We start from the raw sequence: 18,675 nt of genomic DNA, 5'->3' as shown, positions 1-18,675 counted from the left end.
ACCGGCCGGTGCTGCCGATGAGCAGCCCTCGCAACCCCGACCGGATGGTGTACACGGGCGACGCCGACGGCCGGTGCGAGATCTTCGCGTGGGACCGCTCCACCGGCGTGCGGCGGCAGTTGACGGACCGTCCGCACGGCACGCTGCTGTGCGCCCTCGACGACGACGAGGCGGTGTGGTGGTTCGACGAGGACCGCGGCGGCAGCGGCGGCTGGCGCACGCAGCCCTTCGAGGGCGGCCCGGACCGTCCTGCGCTGGCCGGGGTGCCGCGCGGGCGGCCCGCCGGTCTGGCGCTGGCCGCGGGGGGCGCGGTGGCCGTGGGGATTCGCAGCGCCGAGGGGCTCGGCATCCACCTGGGGCGGCGGGGCGGCACCGCCACGACCGTCCTGCGCACGACGGAGCCCGGCACGCTCTGCGACCTGGCTCCGGACGGCAGCCTGCTGGCGGTGTCCGGACCCGCGCACTCCGCACGGGCCGTGACGCTGTTGGCCCCGGACGGGGCCACGGTCGCCGTGCTCTCCGGAACAAAGGAGCGCACCTGGGCCCTCGGCTTCGCGCCGTCGCCCGTTCAGCCGTCACGCGAGCCGTCGCCGTCCGGGCCGCCGGTTTCCGGCCTCCCCTCGTCCCGGCCGTCCCCGTCCGGCCGGGCCGACTCCGGCCAAGACCCCTTTGCCCCGCCCGTGTCCGGCCCCCCGCACACCCCTGTCCGCACCATGCTGCTGGTCATGCGGGAGCGGGACGGCCGCTACCACCTCGGGACCTGGACTCCCGGCGGCGGTGTGGAGCTGCTGCCCTGGTGCGTTTTCGACACCGAGACAACCGCGCGCTGGTACCCCGGCCCCGGTAGAGCGCGGGTCCTGCTGCGCCAGGACCGGCACGGCCGCAGCCGGCTGTTCACCGCCGACCTGGACCGCCGCGAGCTGATAGCGGTGCCCACGCCGCCCGGCAGCATCCTCGACGCGTCACCGGCCGCCGACGGGGACGTGCACTTCATCTGGACCGACGCGGTGAACGTCCCCCGCGCCCTGTCCCTGTCGGGTGCACCGCTGCCCGGGCAGAGCGAGTGGCGCCTGCCCCGCTTCGGCCGCCGCCAGGACCTGTGGACACCCGGACCCGACGGACCGGTCCACACCCTCCTGACCACCCCCGCCGACCGTCCCGCGCCGCACCCGCTGGTCCTGCTGGTCCACGGCGGGCCGGCCGACCACGACCGCGACGCCTACGACCCCATGGTGCAGGCGCTCGTCGGCTCGGGGTACGCCGTCGCCCGCGTCAACTACCGGGGCTCGACCGGCTACGGGCCGCGCTGGCGCTCCGCCTGGTCCGAGGGCGTCGGCCACACCCAGGTCGCCGACCTGGCGCGCGCCCGGGCCGACCTGTTGGAGCGGGGCATCGGCCGCGAGGGCGCCGTGGGGCTGTGCGGCACCTCGTGGGGCGGGTACCTGACGCTGCTCGCCATGGGGACCCGCCCGGAGCTGTGGGACGTCGGGGTGGCCGTGAAACCGCTCGCCGACTGCGTCACGGCCTTCCGGCACTCCACGCCCGCCCTGCAAGCCCTGGACACCGCGCTGTTCGGCGGCACCCCGGACGAGGTCCCGGCCGCCTACGCCCGCGCCTCCCCGTCCTCGTACGCGGCCGCCATCCGCTCCCCGCTGCTGATCGTCGCCGCCCGGCGGGACGCGAAGTGCCCGCCGGAGCAGGTCGAGGCGTACCTCGCGGTGCTGCGGGCGGGCGGTGTGCCCCACGAGCTGATGTGGCTGGACTCGGGCCACGACGGCTACGACGGCGCCGATCACCTCACGGTGATCCGGCGCTCTCTTGGATTTCTCGGCCGCGGGCTGCCTTCGGCGCCCGCTCCGGCCGAGCCGCCCCCGCATCGGGAGAGGAGGTGAACATCATGCAGAAGGACATCATCCACGGCGACCCGCTCGACGGCGACGAGGAGAGCCGCAAGCCCGGCGTCGGCGTCGTCGTCTACCTCCGCTCGGCTGAGGAGATGGAGGACGAGGAGCAGTAGACCGGCACACAGCACCAGGTGGGGCCGGCTCCGCACCTCGTGCGTGACCGGCCCCCGACCGGCTTGAACCGGCCCCGCCGGCCCCCGACCGGTTCCGGGACCGCCCGGTCCGGGCGCCCACGGCGGCGCCTGGCCGCAATCCGGCAGCCCGACGCCTGGCGCCGGACAGACGACCGACTCCCGTCGACCCGTGCTCACATGAGAAGAGGCCAGCCGTGCGCGTACTCCTGGTGAACATGCCCTGGGCCCCGATCGACCTTCCGTCGCTGGCTCTCGGAATACTCAAACGCAGCGTCGACGAGCGCGTTCCGAACGGAACGGCGGACGTGCTCCACGCCAATATCGAATATGTGGACTGGATCACCCGGAACACGGTGTTCACTCTTGAGGACTACTCCTATTACGCGCTCGGCTCCTATTTCCTGGGCTGCGGTGACTGGGTGTTCTCCTCCGCCCTTTACGACGATCCCGAGTGGCGGGTTCCCGAGTTCACCGAGGCGATGCGCACCCGGGTGAGCGGGTCCCGGATGGAGATGACGAAGGCGCTGCACGCGACCGCGCCCGATTTCGTGCGGTACATCGCCGAGCGCATCGTCGAACTGGAGCCGGACATAGTCGGTTTCACGTCGACCTTCCAGCAGAACACCGCCGCCCTCGCCGCCGCCCAGCAGGTCAAGCGCCTCGCCCCGCACATCGCCACAGCCATGGGCGGGGCCAACTGCGACGGCAAGCAGGGCGAGGCCGTCCACCGCAACTTCCCCTTCGTCGACTACGTCCTGCGCGGCGAAGGAGAGGTGTCGTTCCCCGCGCTGCTCAACGCACTGGACGCCGGCGAGCCGCTGAAAGCCGTGCCGGGGCTGTGCTGGCGCGGCGAGGACGGCACGTCCGTCGTCAACTCCATGAGCACCGCACCGCTTCCTCCCGCAGCGATCCTGCCGCCGGACTACTCCGGGTACTTCGAGCGGCTTGCCTCCTCCCACGCACGGAACTGGGTCGAGCCCAAGCTCGTCGTCGAGGGGGCACGCGGCTGCTGGTGGGGCGAGAAACACCACTGCACGTTCTGCGGCCTGAACGGCTCGTTCATGCAATTTCGCAGCAAGAGCCCGGACGTGTTCTACGACGAGATCATCGAACTGGCCCGCCGGCACCGGGTCCTGGACATGTACGTCGTCGACAACATCCTCGACATGGGGTACCTGAAGACGGTGCTGCCGCGGATCATCGACAGCGGGTACGACCTGCGCATGCACATCGAGATCAAGTCCAACATGCGGCTGGGGCAGCTGCGGACCCTCGCCGACGCGGGCCTGATCTTCGTCCAGCCGGGCATCGAAAGCCTCAACAGCCGGGTGCTGACCCTGATGGACAAGGGTGTCACCGGCGGCCAGAACGTCCGGATACTCCGCGACGCCGCCACCGTCGGCCTCTCGGTGGCCTGGAACTACCTGCACGGCTTCCCCGGTGAGGCCGCCGAGGACTACGACGACGTGATCGCTCAAATCGGTGCGCTGGAGCACCTCAACCCCCCGGTGGGCCCGTCCTCCCGGATCGCGATCGAGCGCTTCAGCCCGTACTTCAACAATCCCGGGCTCGGCTTCTCCGCGCTGCGCCCCGCCGAACCGTACCGGCTCACCTACGACCTGCCCGACGCGGAGATGTTCGACCTGGCGTACGTCTTCGACGTGCCGCCGCGCGGGATCGGCGAGGACGTCGTCGGCCGCCTCGATGAGGCCATCTCGCACTGGCGCAGGAACTACGCCGGCAGCCGGCTCACCCACTGCGACCTGGAAGACCGGATCCTCCTGGTCTCCAGGCGCCGGGCCTTCGACTGGACCCATGCGGAACTGACCGACCCGCTGGAGCTGGCCCTGTTCCGGTTGCTCGATCAGCCGCACACGGTGAAGGCGGCCGCACGCAAGCTGCACGAGGCGCACCCAGTGGACGAGGAGGCCCTGCGGCGGGTGCTGGCGCGGTGGCGGGAGCTCGGGGTGGTCTTCGAGGACAGCGGGCAGTTCGTGCAGATCGCGCCGCCCGCACTGAACGAGGAGTTCCTGCGGATCGACTTCATGCGCCACACCTGCGCCCGTGACGCCGAACTCGCTGCGACCACCGCCTGACGCCTGCGACCACCGCGGCGCACACCATCCGGAGAGACGACGATGACTCCCGTACGCACCGACCCCGCCCCCTTCACGGTGACCGCCTCACGGGACTACGACCCCGAGGCGAGTGCGCTGCCCGGCATGTCGCTGGGCAGGTACGAGATCGACATGTCCGGCGGCGATGCGGCCAGGCGGCTCTTCGCCGCCGGGGCCCGGCATGTCACGCTCCCCCGCCCCGTCGACGTGACGGACCCCGCCGACGCGGCCTGGACGGTCCGGGCACTCAGCTTCGTAGGCGCCCTGTCCAGCATGGCCATCGCGGTCGGCTGGCAGCTGCGCACCGGCCCGGACCCCGACGCCTGGCGGCACTACAGCCATCTCCACCCGCCGACCGCCGTACTCGGCTCCGCGGACCCGGCCGCGACGGCGCTGGCCTGGCGCACCACGTACTACATCTGCAAGTGCGTCTTCCGCCACGGCCCCGGCTTCCTCCAGGTGCGCGACCGCCGCTACGGCGAGCTGCGCCGCTACACCATCGACGAGCCGGAGTACCACGAGAGCGTGGCTGCCCTCACCGACGGCGCGCCCGCCGACGCGATCCCCGGTCCGGTCCTGGACGACCTCATGAGCGAGACCCTCGTCCTGCGGTTCGGCGACCACCTGTGGTGGGCCCCCTACCGGGTCCGCCGCTGGTCGGAGGCGCCGCTGGTGATCTGAGGGGCACACGGCGGCAACGCGGGCCGGCACACGGAGCGCATGCCTGATCCTCACCGCGGACAAGACCGCAGAGGGCGATGCCGTCGGAGGGAGCGAGTGGGACGGAGCCGGATTCATGCCCGCCACGGCAACGACGACGGACACCAGGCCGCTTGGTGGCCGGCGACTCCCCGAGCAGCCTGGTCGGTCCACCGGGGAGGAGGGGCCGAGGCATCCCGCGGCGGCGGCCAGGGCGAGGACCGCGAGGTCCCCGGCCCTGCCCACCGGAGGCGAGCCCGGCGAGCGCGACACCGTGGAAGAGGCGGCGCCGTCTCAACCGTGGATCCATGGCGATGCGCCTTATTCCACCGTCTCTTGGCCGGCACGGAGTGAGCGCTGGCCCTCCAGGGAGTCGGACGTTGGCTTCGTCGCTTCCAGCGCCGTCTGCCACAGCACTTGCGTGGCAGCGGCCGCTCGGAGGGCCGCTGCCAGTCGGCAAGGAGAGTACAAAGTGCCCCTGCCGTCAGGAGGGATGATCCACTTGAGGTGACCCGCATCCCGGTAGGGAGGCGGGACAGCTACCCAGCACCCGTCTCGGGCGTAGCGCAGTCCTGCTCCGAACCAGTCGTCCGTGTCATCCGGCGGCAGGAAGAATCCCACCTTGCCCGCCCTGCGGTTCACCAGGGTCGGGCCAAGGGGCAGCGCCCGGTCGTGCCAGAGCGCCTCGAGGGCGAGAAGACCGACATGTTCGGGTGCGCTGAGGACGTTCCAGAGCCGGCCGGCTTCCAGGAGTGCCGTCCCGAGACCACATTCCCATTGCTGCTTGCACGCCCTGGGGGAAGGGGCTGCCGCAGCAAGCCATTCGACGCTTTGTATCCACAAAGGACTCACCATAGGAACCATCCAGGGCGGGTTCGCAACTAATTGATCGAATGCATGTACCGTCGAACGACTGATGCCTGCGACAACGCAGTTCAGACGCCTTGGACTATGCTCGTGGCCTTTGCGATTCGGCGGGAAGGGTGGCGAACCGTGGCGCAAAAGGTCGGATGTTCGATCACAGCGATCGTGGTCGGTCGCATTCACTCCACGGAGGCGGTAACCACCGGTTGACCGGGCCCGGCAGGTGTACCGCGTCGCTCCACCGTCCTGCCCGGCCGGCCGGGCAGGACGGTTTCCCCCATCCCGGCTCACCAGCCGTGGCGGAGCCAGCGCTGGAGGGCCGTAGTGATGTGCTCGGGTAGAGCGCTGAGTTGATCGAGGACGGCACTGTCATCGGGCGCAGGCGGAATGCCTGCAGCAGTGAGTGCCGCATGGAGAGTCAGGCGCCGCTCGTCGCACGGGGTCAGGGTGTAGGGGAGCCGATGAGCGGGATGGGACGGTGGCAGGACGTGGTCGCTTTCCGCGTGGGCAGGAGCGGGCCACACGCTGTCACCGGAGGTTTCGCCAGCGTCGACAAAGACGCAGAAACCGAGGTTCTCATGATTGCAAGAGATCAACTTTTTCTCCTCACCGGCGTGACTTGTGGAATTAGTGGTGCAGAGTCCCCTTCGCTCCTCTTCGGTTGCGATCACGGCCGCATGTCACGCTGACGGCGCCATAACCGGCTGATCACCTCGTGTGACCAAAAGGCAGCAGTACCTCGATCGTCCGGGAAAGGATCGGTACGGCCGGCCGCTCGGGAAACAGCTGGCCGTGCCAGGACGGGTGACGGCCGTGGCCGCACGCCAGGGTCGGCACCGACGTCCCTGGCGAGGCCGGGCAGACACCGACCAGGCGCCCGAACGGCCCGGTCGTTCATGACCTTCGCAGTGCCGTCGTCCCGTCCGTTTCCACGTGGATCCGCCACCTCGCCACGCTCTCGGGTGGTCGTGGCGTCGGCCTGCGTGCGGTTCCCGTTGCGTTCCCGCATCCCAGGAGCCGGCGTTTCCGCAGGTCGTGGGGGGTGAGACGGTGCGGCGTCGCAGGGTGGGCGGCGGCTGTTGTCCCGGGCTCGCCCCCTGTTCGATGGTGTGGCTGTCGCACCGGCTGACTCCGTCGGCCGTCCTGCACAACGCCTGATCGAAGGCGTGTGCGGCGTCCTGTCGAGCGAGAAGGAACACGCACATGAACGTGAAATCTTTTGTCGGTGGTCGCACGGCCGCGGCCGCGGGCCTCGTCCTGGCGCTGGGCTGGGGGGTCTCGGCCCAGGCGTCCACCACCACGCCGAACACGGACGGGGGCGCCGGGACGGTGGCGCCGGGGCCGGGCGGCCGTGGCGTCAAGGCCGCCGTCGCCACCTGCTCCCCCAAGGTCCTCGGGGTGTCCGCGTCGAAGGAGCCGGCGGACGGCGAAGATGCCCGGCACCTCCTCCTCACCGTGCAGAACGCCGGCGACGAGAAGTGCAACCTGTACCGCTACCCGCTCGTGCGGCTCGGCGCCGGCCGCACCACGGCTCCCGTGATCGAGGAGAGCGACCCGGATCCGGGGAAGCCCTTGACCCTCGCCCCGGGCGAGGAGGCGTACGCCGCGCTGCTCGTCAACGGCCCCATGGACGAGTACGAGGCGAAGAGCATCACCCTCACCCTCCAGGGGCGCAGGCCCGGCGCGGGCGTGGGCGGGCCGATCGACGTCCCCATGCCCGTCGCCACGCTGTACGCCAACGACGGGCAGCGCGTGACCTACTGGACCACGGCCCCTGGTTACGCACTCGACTTCATCATGTCGAGGTGACCGACTCCGTACCTCTGCGCGGCCGCGGGCGGCCCGGCGGGCGGGCCCCGTGGCGGCTCCGTCAGCCGGCGCCGTCCGTCTCCTCGCGGGCGGTGGTCATGGGGATCCAGCCGCGGGTGGTGCGGTACCAGTAGTGCGGCAGCCCCTTGATGCCGGTGGTGCGGAACGGACGGCCGTGGTCGTCGATGCGCGTGGTGCCGGTCCGGCCCTCGGAGGACCACTCCAGGTCGACGTACCAGTCGCAGGTGCAGGACAGGGTCCGTGCGGAGAGCAGCAGGACCTCCGGTTCCCGCAGGGACACCTGGTACGGGAAGCCGGTCGGCGTGGTCGGTCTGCCCGGTTCGTTGCCGCGGACGGAACGGGCCAGCGGCCGGCGCGCGTCGAGGTCGACCGAGAAGTGGCGGGGGACGAGGGTGGCGCCGCAGCCTTCGTACATCGAGTAGGCGATCTGCGGGCTGGCGGCGGAGGGTCCGCGGTTGACCACCCGCACGTGCAGCGCTTCCAGGACGACGGCGGCGGAGCCCCGCCCCTGCACCGATATCCGCAGGTTGGTGGTGCGCCCGTGCACCGCTTGCAGGGAGGTGGCCCATGCCTCGGCGTCTGCCGGGGTCGGCGGTGGCGGGACCTCCTGCGGCTGCTTGGCGATGACGTAGTCGTGATCGCATTCGAGGCGCCAGAGGTGGGAGTTGGCCGTCCAGGTGAGCGGAGCCGCCGGCCGGAGCGTGTCGCCGCCGGCTCCGCTGCCCCGCGGGCTGCCTTTCTCCTTCTCGGAGCGCGCCGAGGGGGGCGGGGCCGCGGCCTCGGGGGCGGAGGACCGGTCGCGTCCCGAGGGCGGTTCGGTGGGGAAGCGTCGCCGGTGGGGTCGGCCGGTGGCGGCTTGGGCGTGGCACCGGCGGAGACGGGCCGTTCAGCGCCGGCGGAGGGGGGACCGGCGGCCGGTCCGGTGAGGCCGCCGAGCGCGACGGCGAGGAGCGCGGCCAGTGCCGTCGATCGCCCGGGCCGCCGTCGCTCGCGTCCCGTGCGGGACGGCGGGGCGCTGCGTGACATCTGCCGGGAGGGCGGGGCCGATCCCGGGCCCGGGGCGGCCGGTGGGTCCGGCTCGGGTCGCCGGTCCGCCGGGATGCCGTGGAGTCCGGCCGTGGACGTCGGCGCGGTGCTCGCGGCGCGGGGAGCTGGACGGGGGCCGGACGTGCGCGGTCGTTGCCGGGCCGCGACCGCCAGGACCCATCGGCGGTGCACCTCCGTGCGCTCCTGCGGGGAAGCCCCGCAGAGCGCCGCGAACTGCTCGATCCCCGCGTAGTCCAGGGGGACCGACTCACCGGCGCAGTAGCGGTGCAGCGTGGAGGCGTGCACACCCAGGCGGTTGGCCAGCGCCGCATAGCTGCGGTCCGTGCGTGCCTTCAGACGTGTCAGGAGGGACGCGAACTCCGCTACGTCGTCGTTTTCTGTGTCCATGCAGCCCGTACTCGCATCCATCGGTCGGTGTGGGCGGTCGTGTCGCAAACCGGGGCGGCGGCCACGGCGCTCACTCCCCTTTACCCGCACGTCGGCACGGCGGGAATGGTAACTGACCCGGGTATCACGGCCGTTGGGAGCGGTGGCCGGCGCGCAGGTGCCGGCGCGGTCCGCGCGCCATGCGGTGGGCGGGCCTCGTGGGAGGGGCCGTGTCGTGGTGGCCCCAGGGTGGGTGCGACGGGTCAGGAAGAGTGGATCGCGCCGTGGTTGCGGCTGGCGTTGCGGGTCGCCGGGGTCGTGGCCGCGTTCGGCCTGGTTGGTGTGGGGAGCTCCGGAGACCGTGACGTGGGCCGCCGCCGTGGTTGGTGCCCGGGGCGCCGGACGGCTGATGGAGTGTCATGCCCGGCGGCGCTGAGCCTGCGGTATGTCCTGCGTCAGCGCAAGCAGAGCGGTCGCGACGGGCGTGGCCGGTCCCTCACTTCACCGTCCGCGTCGGTTTCGATGTCCTCTCCCCCACAACACGTCGTCGACGGCCTCGGCGACAGCGTGCGGGTGGCTGATCGCCCTCACCGGACCGTCGCTGCCGGCTTGCGCAAGCACGTACGTCCAGTGCCAGGTCCAAGGCGAGGGCGGCAAATGCCGACGTGGGGTCCTCCCCTTATTCTGTCTCGTGCGGGTCGGGCTGCTGCCCGGTGCGGCACATCATCGCGGGCCCGCCAGGAAGCCGGTGAGTGCTGCGTTGGCTGCGTCGGGGGCGGACAGGTGCGGGCCGTGGCCGGTGGCGTTGAGGGTGACCAGTTGCGATCCGGCGATCATCTAGTGGACGAAGGCGCCGACTTCAGGTTGCAGGTGATTCCGGCAGAGGTCCGTGATCAGGCACGACTCAATCTGCAGCGGGAGCGTCTACGCCTCCTGGCCGGCGCTCCCGACGGCCGCGGAGCGCGTCAGCCGTCCTCACCCCTGTGCTCACGTCGGGCAGCCGAATGGGACGAGGTGAAATCGATCTTCAGATCGCAGTCCAGAGCTGACGCGATTCGGTTCAAGAGCGCCAGAGTGGGCAGGTCGCGACTGGACTCGATGCGAGAGATGGCGGCCTGGCCGGTTCCTGCACGTTCCGCAAGCTGTGTCTGGGACAAGCCGCGCCGTATGCGCCAGGCCTTGACCAGGCCCCCAGTGTCGATCATTGCCCTTCTCCGTTGTAACGCGGCAGACCCGCGGTGTCGATCTTCCAGTTTCCGATGGTGATCGACTCGCCGAAGGTGAAGTGCTGCCGGTTGTCGTAGGCGGGGGTACCGGTGCGGCGGACCGGGGCCCAATAGTGCACAGCACTGCCGTCTCGGGGATCTACGATCAGATAGTGCGGAACTCCCATGGCGGGATAATCACGCAGCTTGCCTTCGTAGTCGTTGGCCGGGTTCGACTTCGAGACGATCTCGATGACGAGATGGGAACGGCGAGGGTCAATAGCGTCACCAGCGGCGGTAGCTTCTTCCTCATCGATCACCACAAGGTCCGGGACCCGCAGGATGCCCAGCGCGGCATCCTCCATATCGGTTTCGATCATGAGGAGCAGGTCACCGCCCAACTGGGGCTCCAACTGGGTGCGCAGTCGGTGAGCAACAAGCTGGTGCTGCTTCTTCGGGCCCATCATCATCATCAGCTGGCCGTGACTGATTTCCGGCCAAGCAAGCGGCTCAGGCTTGTCGAAGGCATCACGAAACTCACGCAAGTGTCGGTAGATGCTCTGTTCCGTCATGCCCTCACGGTACATGCCGAAATCGTCATATGCGTGGTGCGGCCGGCGCTCAGCACACGTTCCTTTGCCCTGGTCGGCGGACACCGCCCCAAACCACCTCGAAGCGCCAGGCCAGGTCGTGTCCTTTCAGCGCGGTGTATGCCGTCAGCCCTCATCACGTCCAGGACGAAGTCCGGTCTGCCCGCTACTTGCTGGCAGCCGGGGGCCCTTCGTCAACTCGCGCCGGTCGTCGAGGCCGAGCAGGTCCGGGTCGTCACGGCGCTGACCAGGGAAGTCGAGCAGCGGGAATGGCGCCCCTGCGCGCAGCAGCTTCGTGGACATCGGGCAGCCCCCGCCGGTCAGCGATCGGCCCGGCTTCGACGGGGCATGCCGGTACGCCGCCCGGACTCGTGATCACGGCGCGGCTTGTGCTGGCGCGAAGGGCAGTCGGCACTTCGCCGGCCCCGGGAACCGGACTCCCCCTCGAACGCCGTAGTGGTTGTCACATTCCCGAGCCCGGCGGTGTCTTCATGTCCAACAGGCCGACAGGCCAACGGACATGGAGAAGAAGGAGCACACCGTGACACTGCGCATCCCGAAGGCGGAACTCCCCGCCGAGCTCACCGAGAACATGCTCGAACAGTTCGGTGCCGTGCCCGAGCCCTTCGAAGTGGTGGCGCACAACCCCAAGGTCGCCCAGGACTCCACGGAGCTCGGGCGCCAGGTGAGCGAGTGGGACATGGCCGACGAGGGGCTCAAGACGTTCGCTCACATGGCGGTTGCCGCGCAGGTCGGCTGCAGTTGGTGCCTCGACATCAACTACTTTCAGGCGCTGCACAAGGACCTGGACCTGGCCAAGGCGAGCCAGGTGCCGCGCTGGCGGGAGTCGACGGTGTTCACGCCACTGGAGCGGGACGTGCTGGAGTACGCCGAGGCCATGACGAACACGCCGCCGACCGTGACCGACGAGCTGTACGCGGGCCTGCTGGAGCAGCTGGGCCCGGCTGCGATGGTCGAGCTCACCGCGTCGATCGCCTTCGCCAACCTGTCGACCAGGAACAACACGGCCCACGGAATCACCTCGCAGGGCTTCTCCGACGCGTGCGAGACTCCGCTGACCGCACGTGCGGGGACCTCCGGCGTGAATGGGTCGTCGGCGACATGACCGAGGACCCCTTCGTCACCCACCGCAGCATGCTCTTCACGGTCGCCTACGAGATGCTCGGCTCGGCGGCCGACGCGGAGGACGTACTGCAGGAGTCCTGGCTGCGGTGGGCCGACGTCGACAGGTCGCAGGTACGTGAACCGCGGGCGTACCTCGTGCGCACCGTCACACGGCAGGCGCTCAACCGGCTGCGCACGTTGTCCCGCAGCCGTGAGGAGTACGTGGGCGAGTGGCTTCCGGAACCGTTGTTGACCAGCCCTGATGTCGCGGAGGACGTCGAACTCGCGGAGAGCGTCTCGATCGCGATGCTGACTGTCCTCGAAACGCTGGGGCCGACGGAGCGGGTGGTGTTCGTACTGCGAGAGGTCTTCGAGATGCCGTACGGCGAGATCGGCGAGGCCATCGGGAAGTCCTCGGCGGCGGTACGGCAGGTCGCACGGCGGGCACGCGAGCACGTGGCCGCCCGGCAGCCGCGCATGCCGGTGAGCCGGGCCGAGCAACGGAGCGTCGTCGACCGTTTCCTTCTCGCCCTGCGCACCGGGCAGTTGCAGGACCTGCTGGAGGTCATGGCGCCGGATGTCGTCCTGATCGCCGATGGTGGAGGGGTCGTGGCCGCCGTGCTGGCGCCGATCCACGGGGCCGAAGCGGTGGCGAGGCTGCTCACGCGCGCGGACCAGGTCGCTGTCCCGTTCGAGATGACGCCCGTGTGGCTCAACGGCGCTCCCGCGGGTCGGATCGAGATGAACGGCGAGTCGACCGCGGTGAGCCTCGTGGTGGAGGACGGGCGGGTCACCCGGATCTACATCGTGCGGAACCCGCAGAAGCTGACACGGCTCGACGAGCCGGCCGGACTCGCCAGGTGAACCCGCAGCCCGGTCTGCGAACCAGTCCCACTCGCTCATGGTGCGGCAACGGTGTGCGTCTGTGCGCCGTTTGTCCGCGTCTTTCGGCTGCGGTAGGGCAGGGCGGAATCGCTGAGAACGCGGGTGACGCGGCGGGTCCAGGGTGGGGTGGCGGAAAGGATGAAGCTGACACGGTCGGCGAAACGGGCCTCGGGGACGGGGATCTCGACCTCGGGGTGGCGCCGCTGGCCGCGCGTGACGGCGTTGGCGACGTAGTTGGTGATGGCGTCTGCGCGGTGTGTGCGGGGGCGTCGTCCCGGAGCGGTGAGGTGGCTGAGGATGCGCAGCACGGTGGGAATGCTGGCGTCGAAGCGGTGGTAGTGCAAGGGCGGGCAGGCCCCGGAGACGGTGAAGGTATCGGTTTCCGTGGCCTTTTCGAGGCCGGTTTGGTCGTACCAGAAGGCGGCGGCGTGGGATTCGCCGCGGGCGTGGTGGTGCAGGGAGAGGCAGTAGGCGGCTTGGACGTGTCCGGCGCCGGCGGCGTACTGCCACCAGAATCGGGCGCCGTCTTCGACGCCGGCCAGGTGAAGTGCGCAGCCCAGGAGCCAGGCACTGGGGGGTTCGGGTACCTGGTCGGTGAGGAATTGCAGGGTGGTGGGGGCGGCCGTGGTGATGACGACTTCGCAGAGGTGGTCCAAGTGCTGGGTGGCGGTGGCATCGTCGGCCAGGTCTTCGGGCAGGGGGGCGGTCGTTTCGGGGGCTGCGTCGAGGTAGCTGGTGTTCTCGTAGGCGATGGTGTCGGTGGGCACGTGGGGGTGGTGGTGGAGGCGGGCGCGGACGAGGAGGGCATCGATGGAGGTCATGGCGGCTGGGTTCACTCCCGGGGACTGTGTGCGTGGAGGAGGTGCTCGAGGGTGGCGCGGGCGTGATGGTCGACGGCGTGGGTGAGCGCAGGGCTCAGGCCCACAATGTCGGGGATCTCGTCGAAGGGCGTGGCGCACAGGTGGTGCAGTACGGCCACGTCCATCTGGTCGTGCGGGAGCCGGCCGATGGCGTCGAAGAGGTCGACCAGTTCACTCAGGACCACCAGGTGGCCGGGTACGGCGTCGTGGACTTCGACGGTGGAGAAGACGGCGGCGCGTAGGTCGGGGGTGTCGTCCTGGTGGTGGTGGGCGCGGGCCACGACGCGTGAGCGCAGCAGTCGCCAGGCGTAGCGGCGGATGTTTTCACTGGTGGCGGCTTCGCTCCAGCAGAGCCAGAGGATGTCGAAGGTTTCTGCCACGACCCAGTGGGCGCGGTGGTCGGTGAGGAGGAAGGCGCCGGCGTAGGCGGTGTAGGCGTCGGCCACGGCGTCGGTGAACGCCTGGTGGGCCAGGGGCGGGGGCTCGGGCTCAAAGGCGACCTGCTGGATGCAGTGGGCGATCCAGCCGGGTTCCTTGTTCGCTTCGCGTGCTGCCGCGGTCCACAGACGGCGCATCGGCTGAACGGGCAGGCCGAGCGCGTGTATGACGCTGAAGGTGATTTCCCAGGCGGGGTAGTAGCCGTTGCCGCGCAGGAGTTCGCTGATGCGGGTTTTGGAGTAGCCAGAGCGCTCGACGAGGTCGTCCAGGGTCAGGCCGCTTGCGAAGAGGAATCCGCGGACCGGTTCCAGCCAGGCCCGGTGGGAGAGGCCTGCGGTCTCGTTGATCGGGGCCGGTTTGCGGCCTCGCCTGCCGTAGGTGTCGGGCGGGGGCGGTCGGTCGGCGTCGGGGGACCAGATCATCGAGGCGGCTCCTGTCCGCTACCGGCGGCGGCAGGGCCAGGGCCCGCGGGCGGGCGAGCGCCATCGGGAGCGGTCAGGGCCTGGACGATCTGCTGTACAAGCAGGCCCAGGGACGGGAGCAGGGCGGCGACAGCCGTCACCTGTCCCAGCACGGTCATCACCGTGCTCCACGTGAGGACCGTCGCTAACACGGCGACGGTCACCACCTTCTTACTGATCGTTTCAGAATGAAGATCCGCGTGGGGCTTGGCAGTTGAGTGTTCTATCGGCAGGATCTGTTGGGTGCCTGCTGATCTTGTGCCTGATGACTTGTGGGAACGTGTGGCCCCGCTGTTGCCGGCTCGGCCGCCTCGGCGGCATCGGTATCCGGGGCGGTTGCCTGCGGATGACCGTGCGGCTCTCAAGGGCATCGTCTACGTGCTGTCCAAAAGCGGGAGCTGGCGGGACGTTCCTGCTGAACAGATCGGCTGTAGTGGTGTGACGGCCTGGCGGCGTCTGCGGGACTGGACCGAAGCGGGCGTCTGGCCACAGCTGCACGAAGTGCTGCTGGCCGAGCTGCGGGCCGCGGGCCTGTTGGACATGGACGACGCAGCGATCGACGGCTCGCACGCCCGAGCACTGAAAGGGGGGCTCACACCCAACCTTCGCCGGTCGACCGGGCCCGGCCCGACAGCAAGCACCACCTGATCGTCGACCGGCACGGCACGCCGTTGGCCGTCTCGCTGACCAGCGGGAATCGTCATGATGTCACTCAGCTGACGCCCCTGCTGGACGCGATACCCCGCATCCGCGGGGTGCGCGGGCGGCCACGTCACCGGCCGCTCCGGCTGTTCGCCGACCGCGGCTACGACTACGACAAGTACCGCCGACTTCTCCGGGCCCGCGGCATCACACCAAAGTTCGCTCGCAAGGGCACCGCGCATGGCTCCGGGCTGGGAAAGACCCGCTGGGTCGTCGAGCGGACCTTCGCCTGGCTCCACCAGTTCAAACGACTCCGGATCCGCTACGAGATACGCGACGACCTCCACCTCGCAACTCCTCCAACTCGCTTGCAGCATCATCTGCTTAAGGCGACTCCGAACCTCATTCTGAAATGATCAGTTACTCGACATCGCACTCGGTTTCTGTGAGCGGTTCACACACCAACAGCCTTGCCCGGCAGCGGTGCTGAAGCGCCGCCAGGGAGGCGGACGCCAGCATTGCGCGCCCGGCCCTCACACCGCCATGTGATCCCTGAGTTGCGGAACAATGCCTGCGTGACAGCCAGACCCCGCTACCCCTCGCCACCCCCGCTCGCGACCGCAACGGCAGATGTTTCAACCCATTGAGGGGGAATCATCACTTCTGCCCATAGCCGACGGCACATGCCGCATCATGGGGAGCCGAGGCGCCACTCGACGCCGCACCCGGCCGTGCGGTCCCCTGTGCTGAGATCCACCCAAGAGGGGACCGCACGGTACGGCGCCACATCGTGGTCTTGGCCGTAGGGACGCAGCGGCATCGGAGGGTGCGCAGCTCCCGGTAGCACGGGGTGGGGCACAACCGTCCCCGCCTATCCCGTCCGGGGACGGCCGGCAGAGCAGCCGGAGCCGGCAAGGGCCTGGGTTTCGAGACCGCGCGGCGGCTCGTCGGGGCCGGTCACACCGTGTACGTGGGGAGCCGGGACTCCGCGCGCGGCGAGCGCGGGCCGCCGGACAGTTGGGCATGCGGCCGCTCCTCCTGGACATCACCGACGAGGAGTCCGTGGCCGCCGCGGAACGCTCCGCCGCCCCCGGTCGCGGTCAACGTCAGCAGCGGGCTGAGCCTCCCTGACCCGGGTCCCAGCCGCGGGCACACCGACGCGCAGAGCGTCGGGGAAGGGGCGGAGATCATCGTCCGCATGGCGCAGGCCGGCCCCGATGGGCCGAGCGGCGGGTAGGTCGGCGCCGAGGGGGTTCTGCCCTGGTGAGGAGCCGCCGTGGCGGTTCCCAACCGGGAGGAAGGGGCGTGGGCGAGACGAGCGTGCTGACGGATGGCAGACAGTACGCTGAATCCAGTGGGACCGAACCCGCAGCACAGCGTTCGGGAGGTGCTTCATGACGGCCGAGATGGTGGCCCCGGCGTGGATGCATGAGCAGATCACGGCAGAGGAGTACGGGACCTGGTCCGCGGAGCAGTGCGCCGGCATCGAGATCGTGGACGGGATGGTCGTCGTGAGTCCGAGCGCGTCCAAGCGGCACCACCGCATGGCCCGGATTCTGGCAAACGCCCTGGATGTCGCCGCGGGCCCGGAGTGGAACGCCGATACGGACTTCGACGTCCGGCTGCAGGACGTCCCGCTCACCAATCGTCGCCCGGACGTCGTTGTGTACCGCGCAGACACGATCGACATCACCCCCACCCGCCCTGAGCACGTGCTGCTGGTCGCGGAGGTGGTGTCGCCAGGCTCGGAGACCACCGACCGGATCGTGAAGGTCGACCAGTACGCCAAGGCCGGCATCGGCTTCTACTGGCGAATCGAGCAGGCCGCGACAGGCGTGCCTCTCGTGTACACCTATGTACTCGACCCCGCCACGAAGACCTACCGTGACGGAGACGTGTTCACCGGCGTCCTCAAGGTAGCGGCCCCCTTCCCGGTCGAGATCGACCTCGGCCAGATCTGACCCACGCGCTGTGCAACCTACGGCCCGAGGAGAACGTCGGAGGCGGGGACTCAGTGCGGAGAGCGGTAATCGTGTCCAAAGCCGTGTTCACGGTGATAGGCACCTGGCTTGCCGTGGTAGCGATCGCCCTTCCCGCCCTGCTTCCGGAGCGGTGGGAGTACTACATGGTCATGATCTCCCCTGTCAGCGTGGGCCTGTGGATGCTCTCCATGCTCGTAGGCCCCGTCGCGGTCTGCTGGAAACTGCGCTCCTGGATTCGGACGGTCCCCGGTGATCCGCAGCGAGCAGACAGCTGACTGGCTGGACCCACAGACATGTGCCGTGCCACTCTCCTGCGAGAACAGGCCGGTTTCCAGGGAGACTCACCGTGCTCCTACGGAGACGCGGTCACCCCTTCCAAGGATCGTGCGGGAAACAACCGGAAACAGCCGTTGAGGAAGCCGTCGGCCAGTCAGATCCCGTAGCCGTTCCGCCGCAAGTCAGTGCAACTATCGCCCCCCCCAGAAGACCCAAGCTTCCCAAGCTGAGGTCCCCGATACGTCGGCGCAGCCTGCACTCGGACAGTCGCAACATGGTGACAGCGACTGTCCACGAGTGGTACGACGAGGAAGGGTTGGGGGGCTCGACTCTCCCGAGACACCCGGCGGTTGTTGAGGCCACTACGCCGATATCCAGACGAAGGGCTTCTATACGCTGTCGCCTGGGCAACGTGTGGATCTCCAGTGGGAAGCCCCCGGGCTTCAAGCGGGACGGCAACACCGCAAACCGGTACGGCCGAGGTCCTCAAGCCTATCCATGGCCGCTACCGGCCAAGGCATCTGCTCTTACAAACCAGTGGCGCTCCGCTCGTGCTTCTCATAGTCGAGGTTCAGCGATCTCGCCCTCCGGAGCGAACTCCAGCACGCGCTTGGCCAGCTGCTGCAGCAGCCCACCCTCCCCGGTCAGCCGCAGTCGCTCGCCTTGGCCCGGTCGACCAGCAGCCCGATACTGGTCATCCAGCAGGTCCGCCGCCAGCTCGGCCGGACGGACCTCTTCAACCGCCTCAGCCGAGGCAGTGGGCCCTGACCCCGGATTTTGGACACCGGAGAGACTTGGGCCTTGATGGTCCAGGAGAACGGAGTCCCTGTGGGGATGAAGCACTACCCCGCCGAGTTCAAGGCGGACGCAGTCGCGTTGTACCGGTCGAGGCCGGGAGCCACGATCAAGTCCGTCGCTGCCGATCTGGGAGTGAACACCGAGACACTCCGGAACTGGATCCGGGCCGCTGACGGACGCCGCCCCGGCTCCCACTCCGCGCCGGCGACCGCGGCGACGTCAGGCGGCGACGGCGTTCAGGCGGAGCTGGCCGCAGCCCGGAAGAGGATCCGCGAGCTGGAGGAAGAACGCGACATCCTCCGCAAGGCGGCCCGGTATTTCGCGACGGAGACGCGCTGGTGAACCGCTGCCAGTTCCTTGAAGATCACCAGCGCCGGTTCGGCGTGAAGCGGCTCTGCATCATTCTCGGCCTCTCCCGCTCCAGCTTCTACTACTGACGCCGCACCGCAGCC

The 18,675-nt window shown here is 69.6% G+C and carries 15 protein-coding genes and 5 pseudogenes; 12 read left to right on the top strand and 8 right to left on the bottom strand.

The window, feature by feature from the left end; all coding sequences use genetic code 11:
• Positions 1-17 precede the first annotated feature (17 nt).
• From ACZ4NT_RS35580 to ACZ4NT_RS35565, 4 genes are all read left to right on the top strand, one after another.
• The gene (locus ACZ4NT_RS35580) at positions 18-1,892 is read left to right on the top strand and encodes an alpha/beta hydrolase family protein (RefSeq protein WP_467729378.1); all 1,875 of its coding nucleotides are present in this window, start codon (positions 18-20) and stop codon (positions 1,890-1,892) included.
• A gap of 340 nt (positions 1,893-2,232) precedes the next feature.
• Complete coding sequence (locus ACZ4NT_RS35575; protein WP_467729340.1) at positions 2,233-4,134, top strand: RiPP maturation radical SAM C-methyltransferase; 1,902 nt, start codon at positions 2,233-2,235, stop codon at positions 4,132-4,134.
• Between the two features lie 42 nt (positions 4,135-4,176).
• Positions 4,177-4,836 (top strand): DUF5825 family protein, encoded by a 660-nt coding sequence (locus ACZ4NT_RS35570; RefSeq protein WP_121409880.1) that lies wholly within the window; start codon positions 4,177-4,179, stop codon positions 4,834-4,836.
• A 2,085-nt stretch (positions 4,837-6,921) separates the two neighbouring features.
• The gene (locus ACZ4NT_RS35565) at positions 6,922-7,527 is read left to right on the top strand and encodes a DUF4232 domain-containing protein (RefSeq protein WP_467729338.1); all 606 of its coding nucleotides are present in this window, start codon (positions 6,922-6,924) and stop codon (positions 7,525-7,527) included.
• A gap of 61 nt (positions 7,528-7,588) precedes the next feature.
• Here ACZ4NT_RS35565 and ACZ4NT_RS35560 read toward each other — a convergent pair whose 3' ends face one another.
• From ACZ4NT_RS35560 to ACZ4NT_RS35535, 6 genes and pseudogenes are all read right to left on the bottom strand, one after another.
• A complete protein-coding gene (locus tag ACZ4NT_RS35560; protein WP_467729336.1) occupies positions 7,589-8,095 on the bottom strand; it encodes a hypothetical protein in 507 nt (168 codons plus the stop codon).
• Positions 8,096-8,826: 731 nt separating this feature from the next.
• A pseudogene (locus ACZ4NT_RS35555) lies at positions 8,827-8,982 on the bottom strand (helix-turn-helix domain-containing protein); the annotation flags it as partial.
• Positions 8,983-9,684: 702 nt separating this feature from the next.
• Positions 9,685-9,825, bottom strand: a pseudogene (locus ACZ4NT_RS35550) (alpha/beta fold hydrolase); the annotation flags it as partial.
• A 101-nt stretch (positions 9,826-9,926) separates the two neighbouring features.
• Complete coding sequence (locus ACZ4NT_RS35545; protein ID WP_467729334.1) at positions 9,927-10,166, bottom strand: helix-turn-helix domain-containing protein; 240 nt, start codon at positions 10,164-10,166, stop codon at positions 9,927-9,929.
• Complete coding sequence (locus ACZ4NT_RS35540; protein ID WP_467729332.1) at positions 10,163-10,738, bottom strand: Uma2 family endonuclease; 576 nt, start codon at positions 10,736-10,738, stop codon at positions 10,163-10,165. Before ACZ4NT_RS35540 ends, ACZ4NT_RS35545 begins: the two co-directional genes overlap by 4 nt.
• A 144-nt stretch (positions 10,739-10,882) precedes the next feature.
• A complete protein-coding gene (locus tag ACZ4NT_RS35535) occupies positions 10,883-11,059 on the bottom strand; it encodes a hypothetical protein (protein WP_467729330.1) in 177 nt (58 codons plus the stop codon).
• 238 nt (positions 11,060-11,297) lie between these two features.
• Here ACZ4NT_RS35535 and ACZ4NT_RS35530 point away from each other — a divergent pair, with 238 nt between their 5' ends.
• On the top strand, positions 11,298-11,882 hold the full coding sequence (locus tag ACZ4NT_RS35530) for a carboxymuconolactone decarboxylase family protein (RefSeq protein ID WP_121409892.1): 585 nt from the start codon (positions 11,298-11,300) through the stop codon (positions 11,880-11,882).
• Positions 11,879-12,745: an RNA polymerase sigma-70 factor gene (locus ACZ4NT_RS35525; protein WP_467729328.1), complete on the top strand. Its 867-nt coding sequence runs from the start codon at positions 11,879-11,881 to the stop codon at positions 12,743-12,745. Before ACZ4NT_RS35530 ends, ACZ4NT_RS35525 begins: the two co-directional genes overlap by 4 nt.
• Positions 12,746-12,780: 35 nt before the next feature.
• Here the strand turns inward: ACZ4NT_RS35525 and ACZ4NT_RS35520 are convergent, their stop codons facing one another.
• Positions 12,781-13,587: a DUF6207 family protein gene (locus ACZ4NT_RS35520; protein ID WP_467729326.1), complete on the bottom strand. Its 807-nt coding sequence runs from the start codon at positions 13,585-13,587 to the stop codon at positions 12,781-12,783.
• 11 nt (positions 13,588-13,598) lie between these two features.
• Complete coding sequence (locus ACZ4NT_RS35515; protein WP_467729324.1) at positions 13,599-14,486, bottom strand: XRE family transcriptional regulator; 888 nt, start codon at positions 14,484-14,486, stop codon at positions 13,599-13,601.
• Between the two features lie 282 nt (positions 14,487-14,768).
• Here ACZ4NT_RS35515 and ACZ4NT_RS35510 point away from each other — a divergent pair.
• From ACZ4NT_RS35510 to ACZ4NT_RS35485, 6 genes and pseudogenes are all read left to right on the top strand, one after another.
• Positions 14,769-15,578, top strand: a pseudogene (locus ACZ4NT_RS35510) (IS5 family transposase).
• A 439-nt stretch (positions 15,579-16,017) separates the two neighbouring features.
• Positions 16,018-16,404 (top strand): annotated as a pseudogene (locus tag ACZ4NT_RS35505) (SDR family NAD(P)-dependent oxidoreductase).
• A gap of 157 nt (positions 16,405-16,561) precedes the next feature.
• Positions 16,562-17,128 carry a Uma2 family endonuclease gene (locus tag ACZ4NT_RS35500; protein WP_467729322.1) on the top strand — a complete coding sequence of 189 codons (567 nt, stop codon included), beginning with the start codon at positions 16,562-16,564 and terminating at the stop codon, positions 17,126-17,128.
• A 71-nt stretch (positions 17,129-17,199) separates the two neighbouring features.
• Positions 17,200-17,424: a hypothetical protein gene (locus ACZ4NT_RS35495; protein WP_467729320.1), complete on the top strand. Its 225-nt coding sequence runs from the start codon at positions 17,200-17,202 to the stop codon at positions 17,422-17,424.
• A 275-nt stretch (positions 17,425-17,699) separates the two neighbouring features.
• Positions 17,700-17,890, top strand: a pseudogene (locus ACZ4NT_RS35490) (cold shock domain-containing protein); the annotation flags it as partial.
• A 339-nt stretch (positions 17,891-18,229) separates the two neighbouring features.
• Positions 18,230-18,565, top strand: coding sequence for a transposase (locus ACZ4NT_RS35485; protein ID WP_467729376.1), 336 nt, complete (start codon positions 18,230-18,232; stop codon positions 18,563-18,565).
• The last annotated feature ends 110 nt before the right edge of the window (positions 18,566-18,675 follow it).

The organism is Streptomyces sp. NPDC026417, from assembly GCF_055567695.1.
The sequence above is the reverse complement of the archived record's forward strand: the minus strand, read 5'-3'. Positions and strand labels throughout refer to the sequence as shown.

What these genes read in the sequence shown, in the direction of transcription:
- ACZ4NT_RS35580 (WP_467729378.1), top strand. Translation starts at nt 18, where the DNA reads ATGAGCAGCCCTCGCAACCCCGACCGGATGGTGTACACGGGCGACGCC.
- ACZ4NT_RS35570 (WP_121409880.1), top strand. Translation starts at nt 4,177, where the DNA reads ATGACTCCCGTACGCACCGACCCCGCCCCCTTCACGGTGACCGCCTCA.
- ACZ4NT_RS35565 (WP_467729338.1), top strand. Translation starts at nt 6,922, where the DNA reads ATGAACGTGAAATCTTTTGTCGGTGGTCGCACGGCCGCGGCCGCGGGC.
- ACZ4NT_RS35545 (WP_467729334.1), bottom strand. Translation starts at nt 10,166, where the DNA reads ATGATCGACACTGGGGGCCTGGTCAAGGCCTGGCGCATACGGCGCGGC.
- ACZ4NT_RS35540 (WP_467729332.1), bottom strand. Translation starts at nt 10,738, where the DNA reads ATGACGGAACAGAGCATCTACCGACACTTGCGTGAGTTTCGTGATGCC.
- ACZ4NT_RS35535 (WP_467729330.1), bottom strand. Translation starts at nt 11,059, where the DNA reads ATGTCCACGAAGCTGCTGCGCGCAGGGGCGCCATTCCCGCTGCTCGAC.
- ACZ4NT_RS35525 (WP_467729328.1), top strand. Translation starts at nt 11,879, where the DNA reads ATGACCGAGGACCCCTTCGTCACCCACCGCAGCATGCTCTTCACGGTC.
- ACZ4NT_RS35520 (WP_467729326.1), bottom strand. Translation starts at nt 13,587, where the DNA reads ATGACCTCCATCGATGCCCTCCTCGTCCGCGCCCGCCTCCACCACCAC.
- ACZ4NT_RS35515 (WP_467729324.1), bottom strand. Translation starts at nt 14,486, where the DNA reads ATGATCTGGTCCCCCGACGCCGACCGACCGCCCCCGCCCGACACCTAC.
- ACZ4NT_RS35500 (WP_467729322.1), top strand. Translation starts at nt 16,562, where the DNA reads ATGACGGCCGAGATGGTGGCCCCGGCGTGGATGCATGAGCAGATCACG.
- ACZ4NT_RS35485 (WP_467729376.1), top strand. Translation starts at nt 18,230, where the DNA reads ATGGTCCAGGAGAACGGAGTCCCTGTGGGGATGAAGCACTACCCCGCC.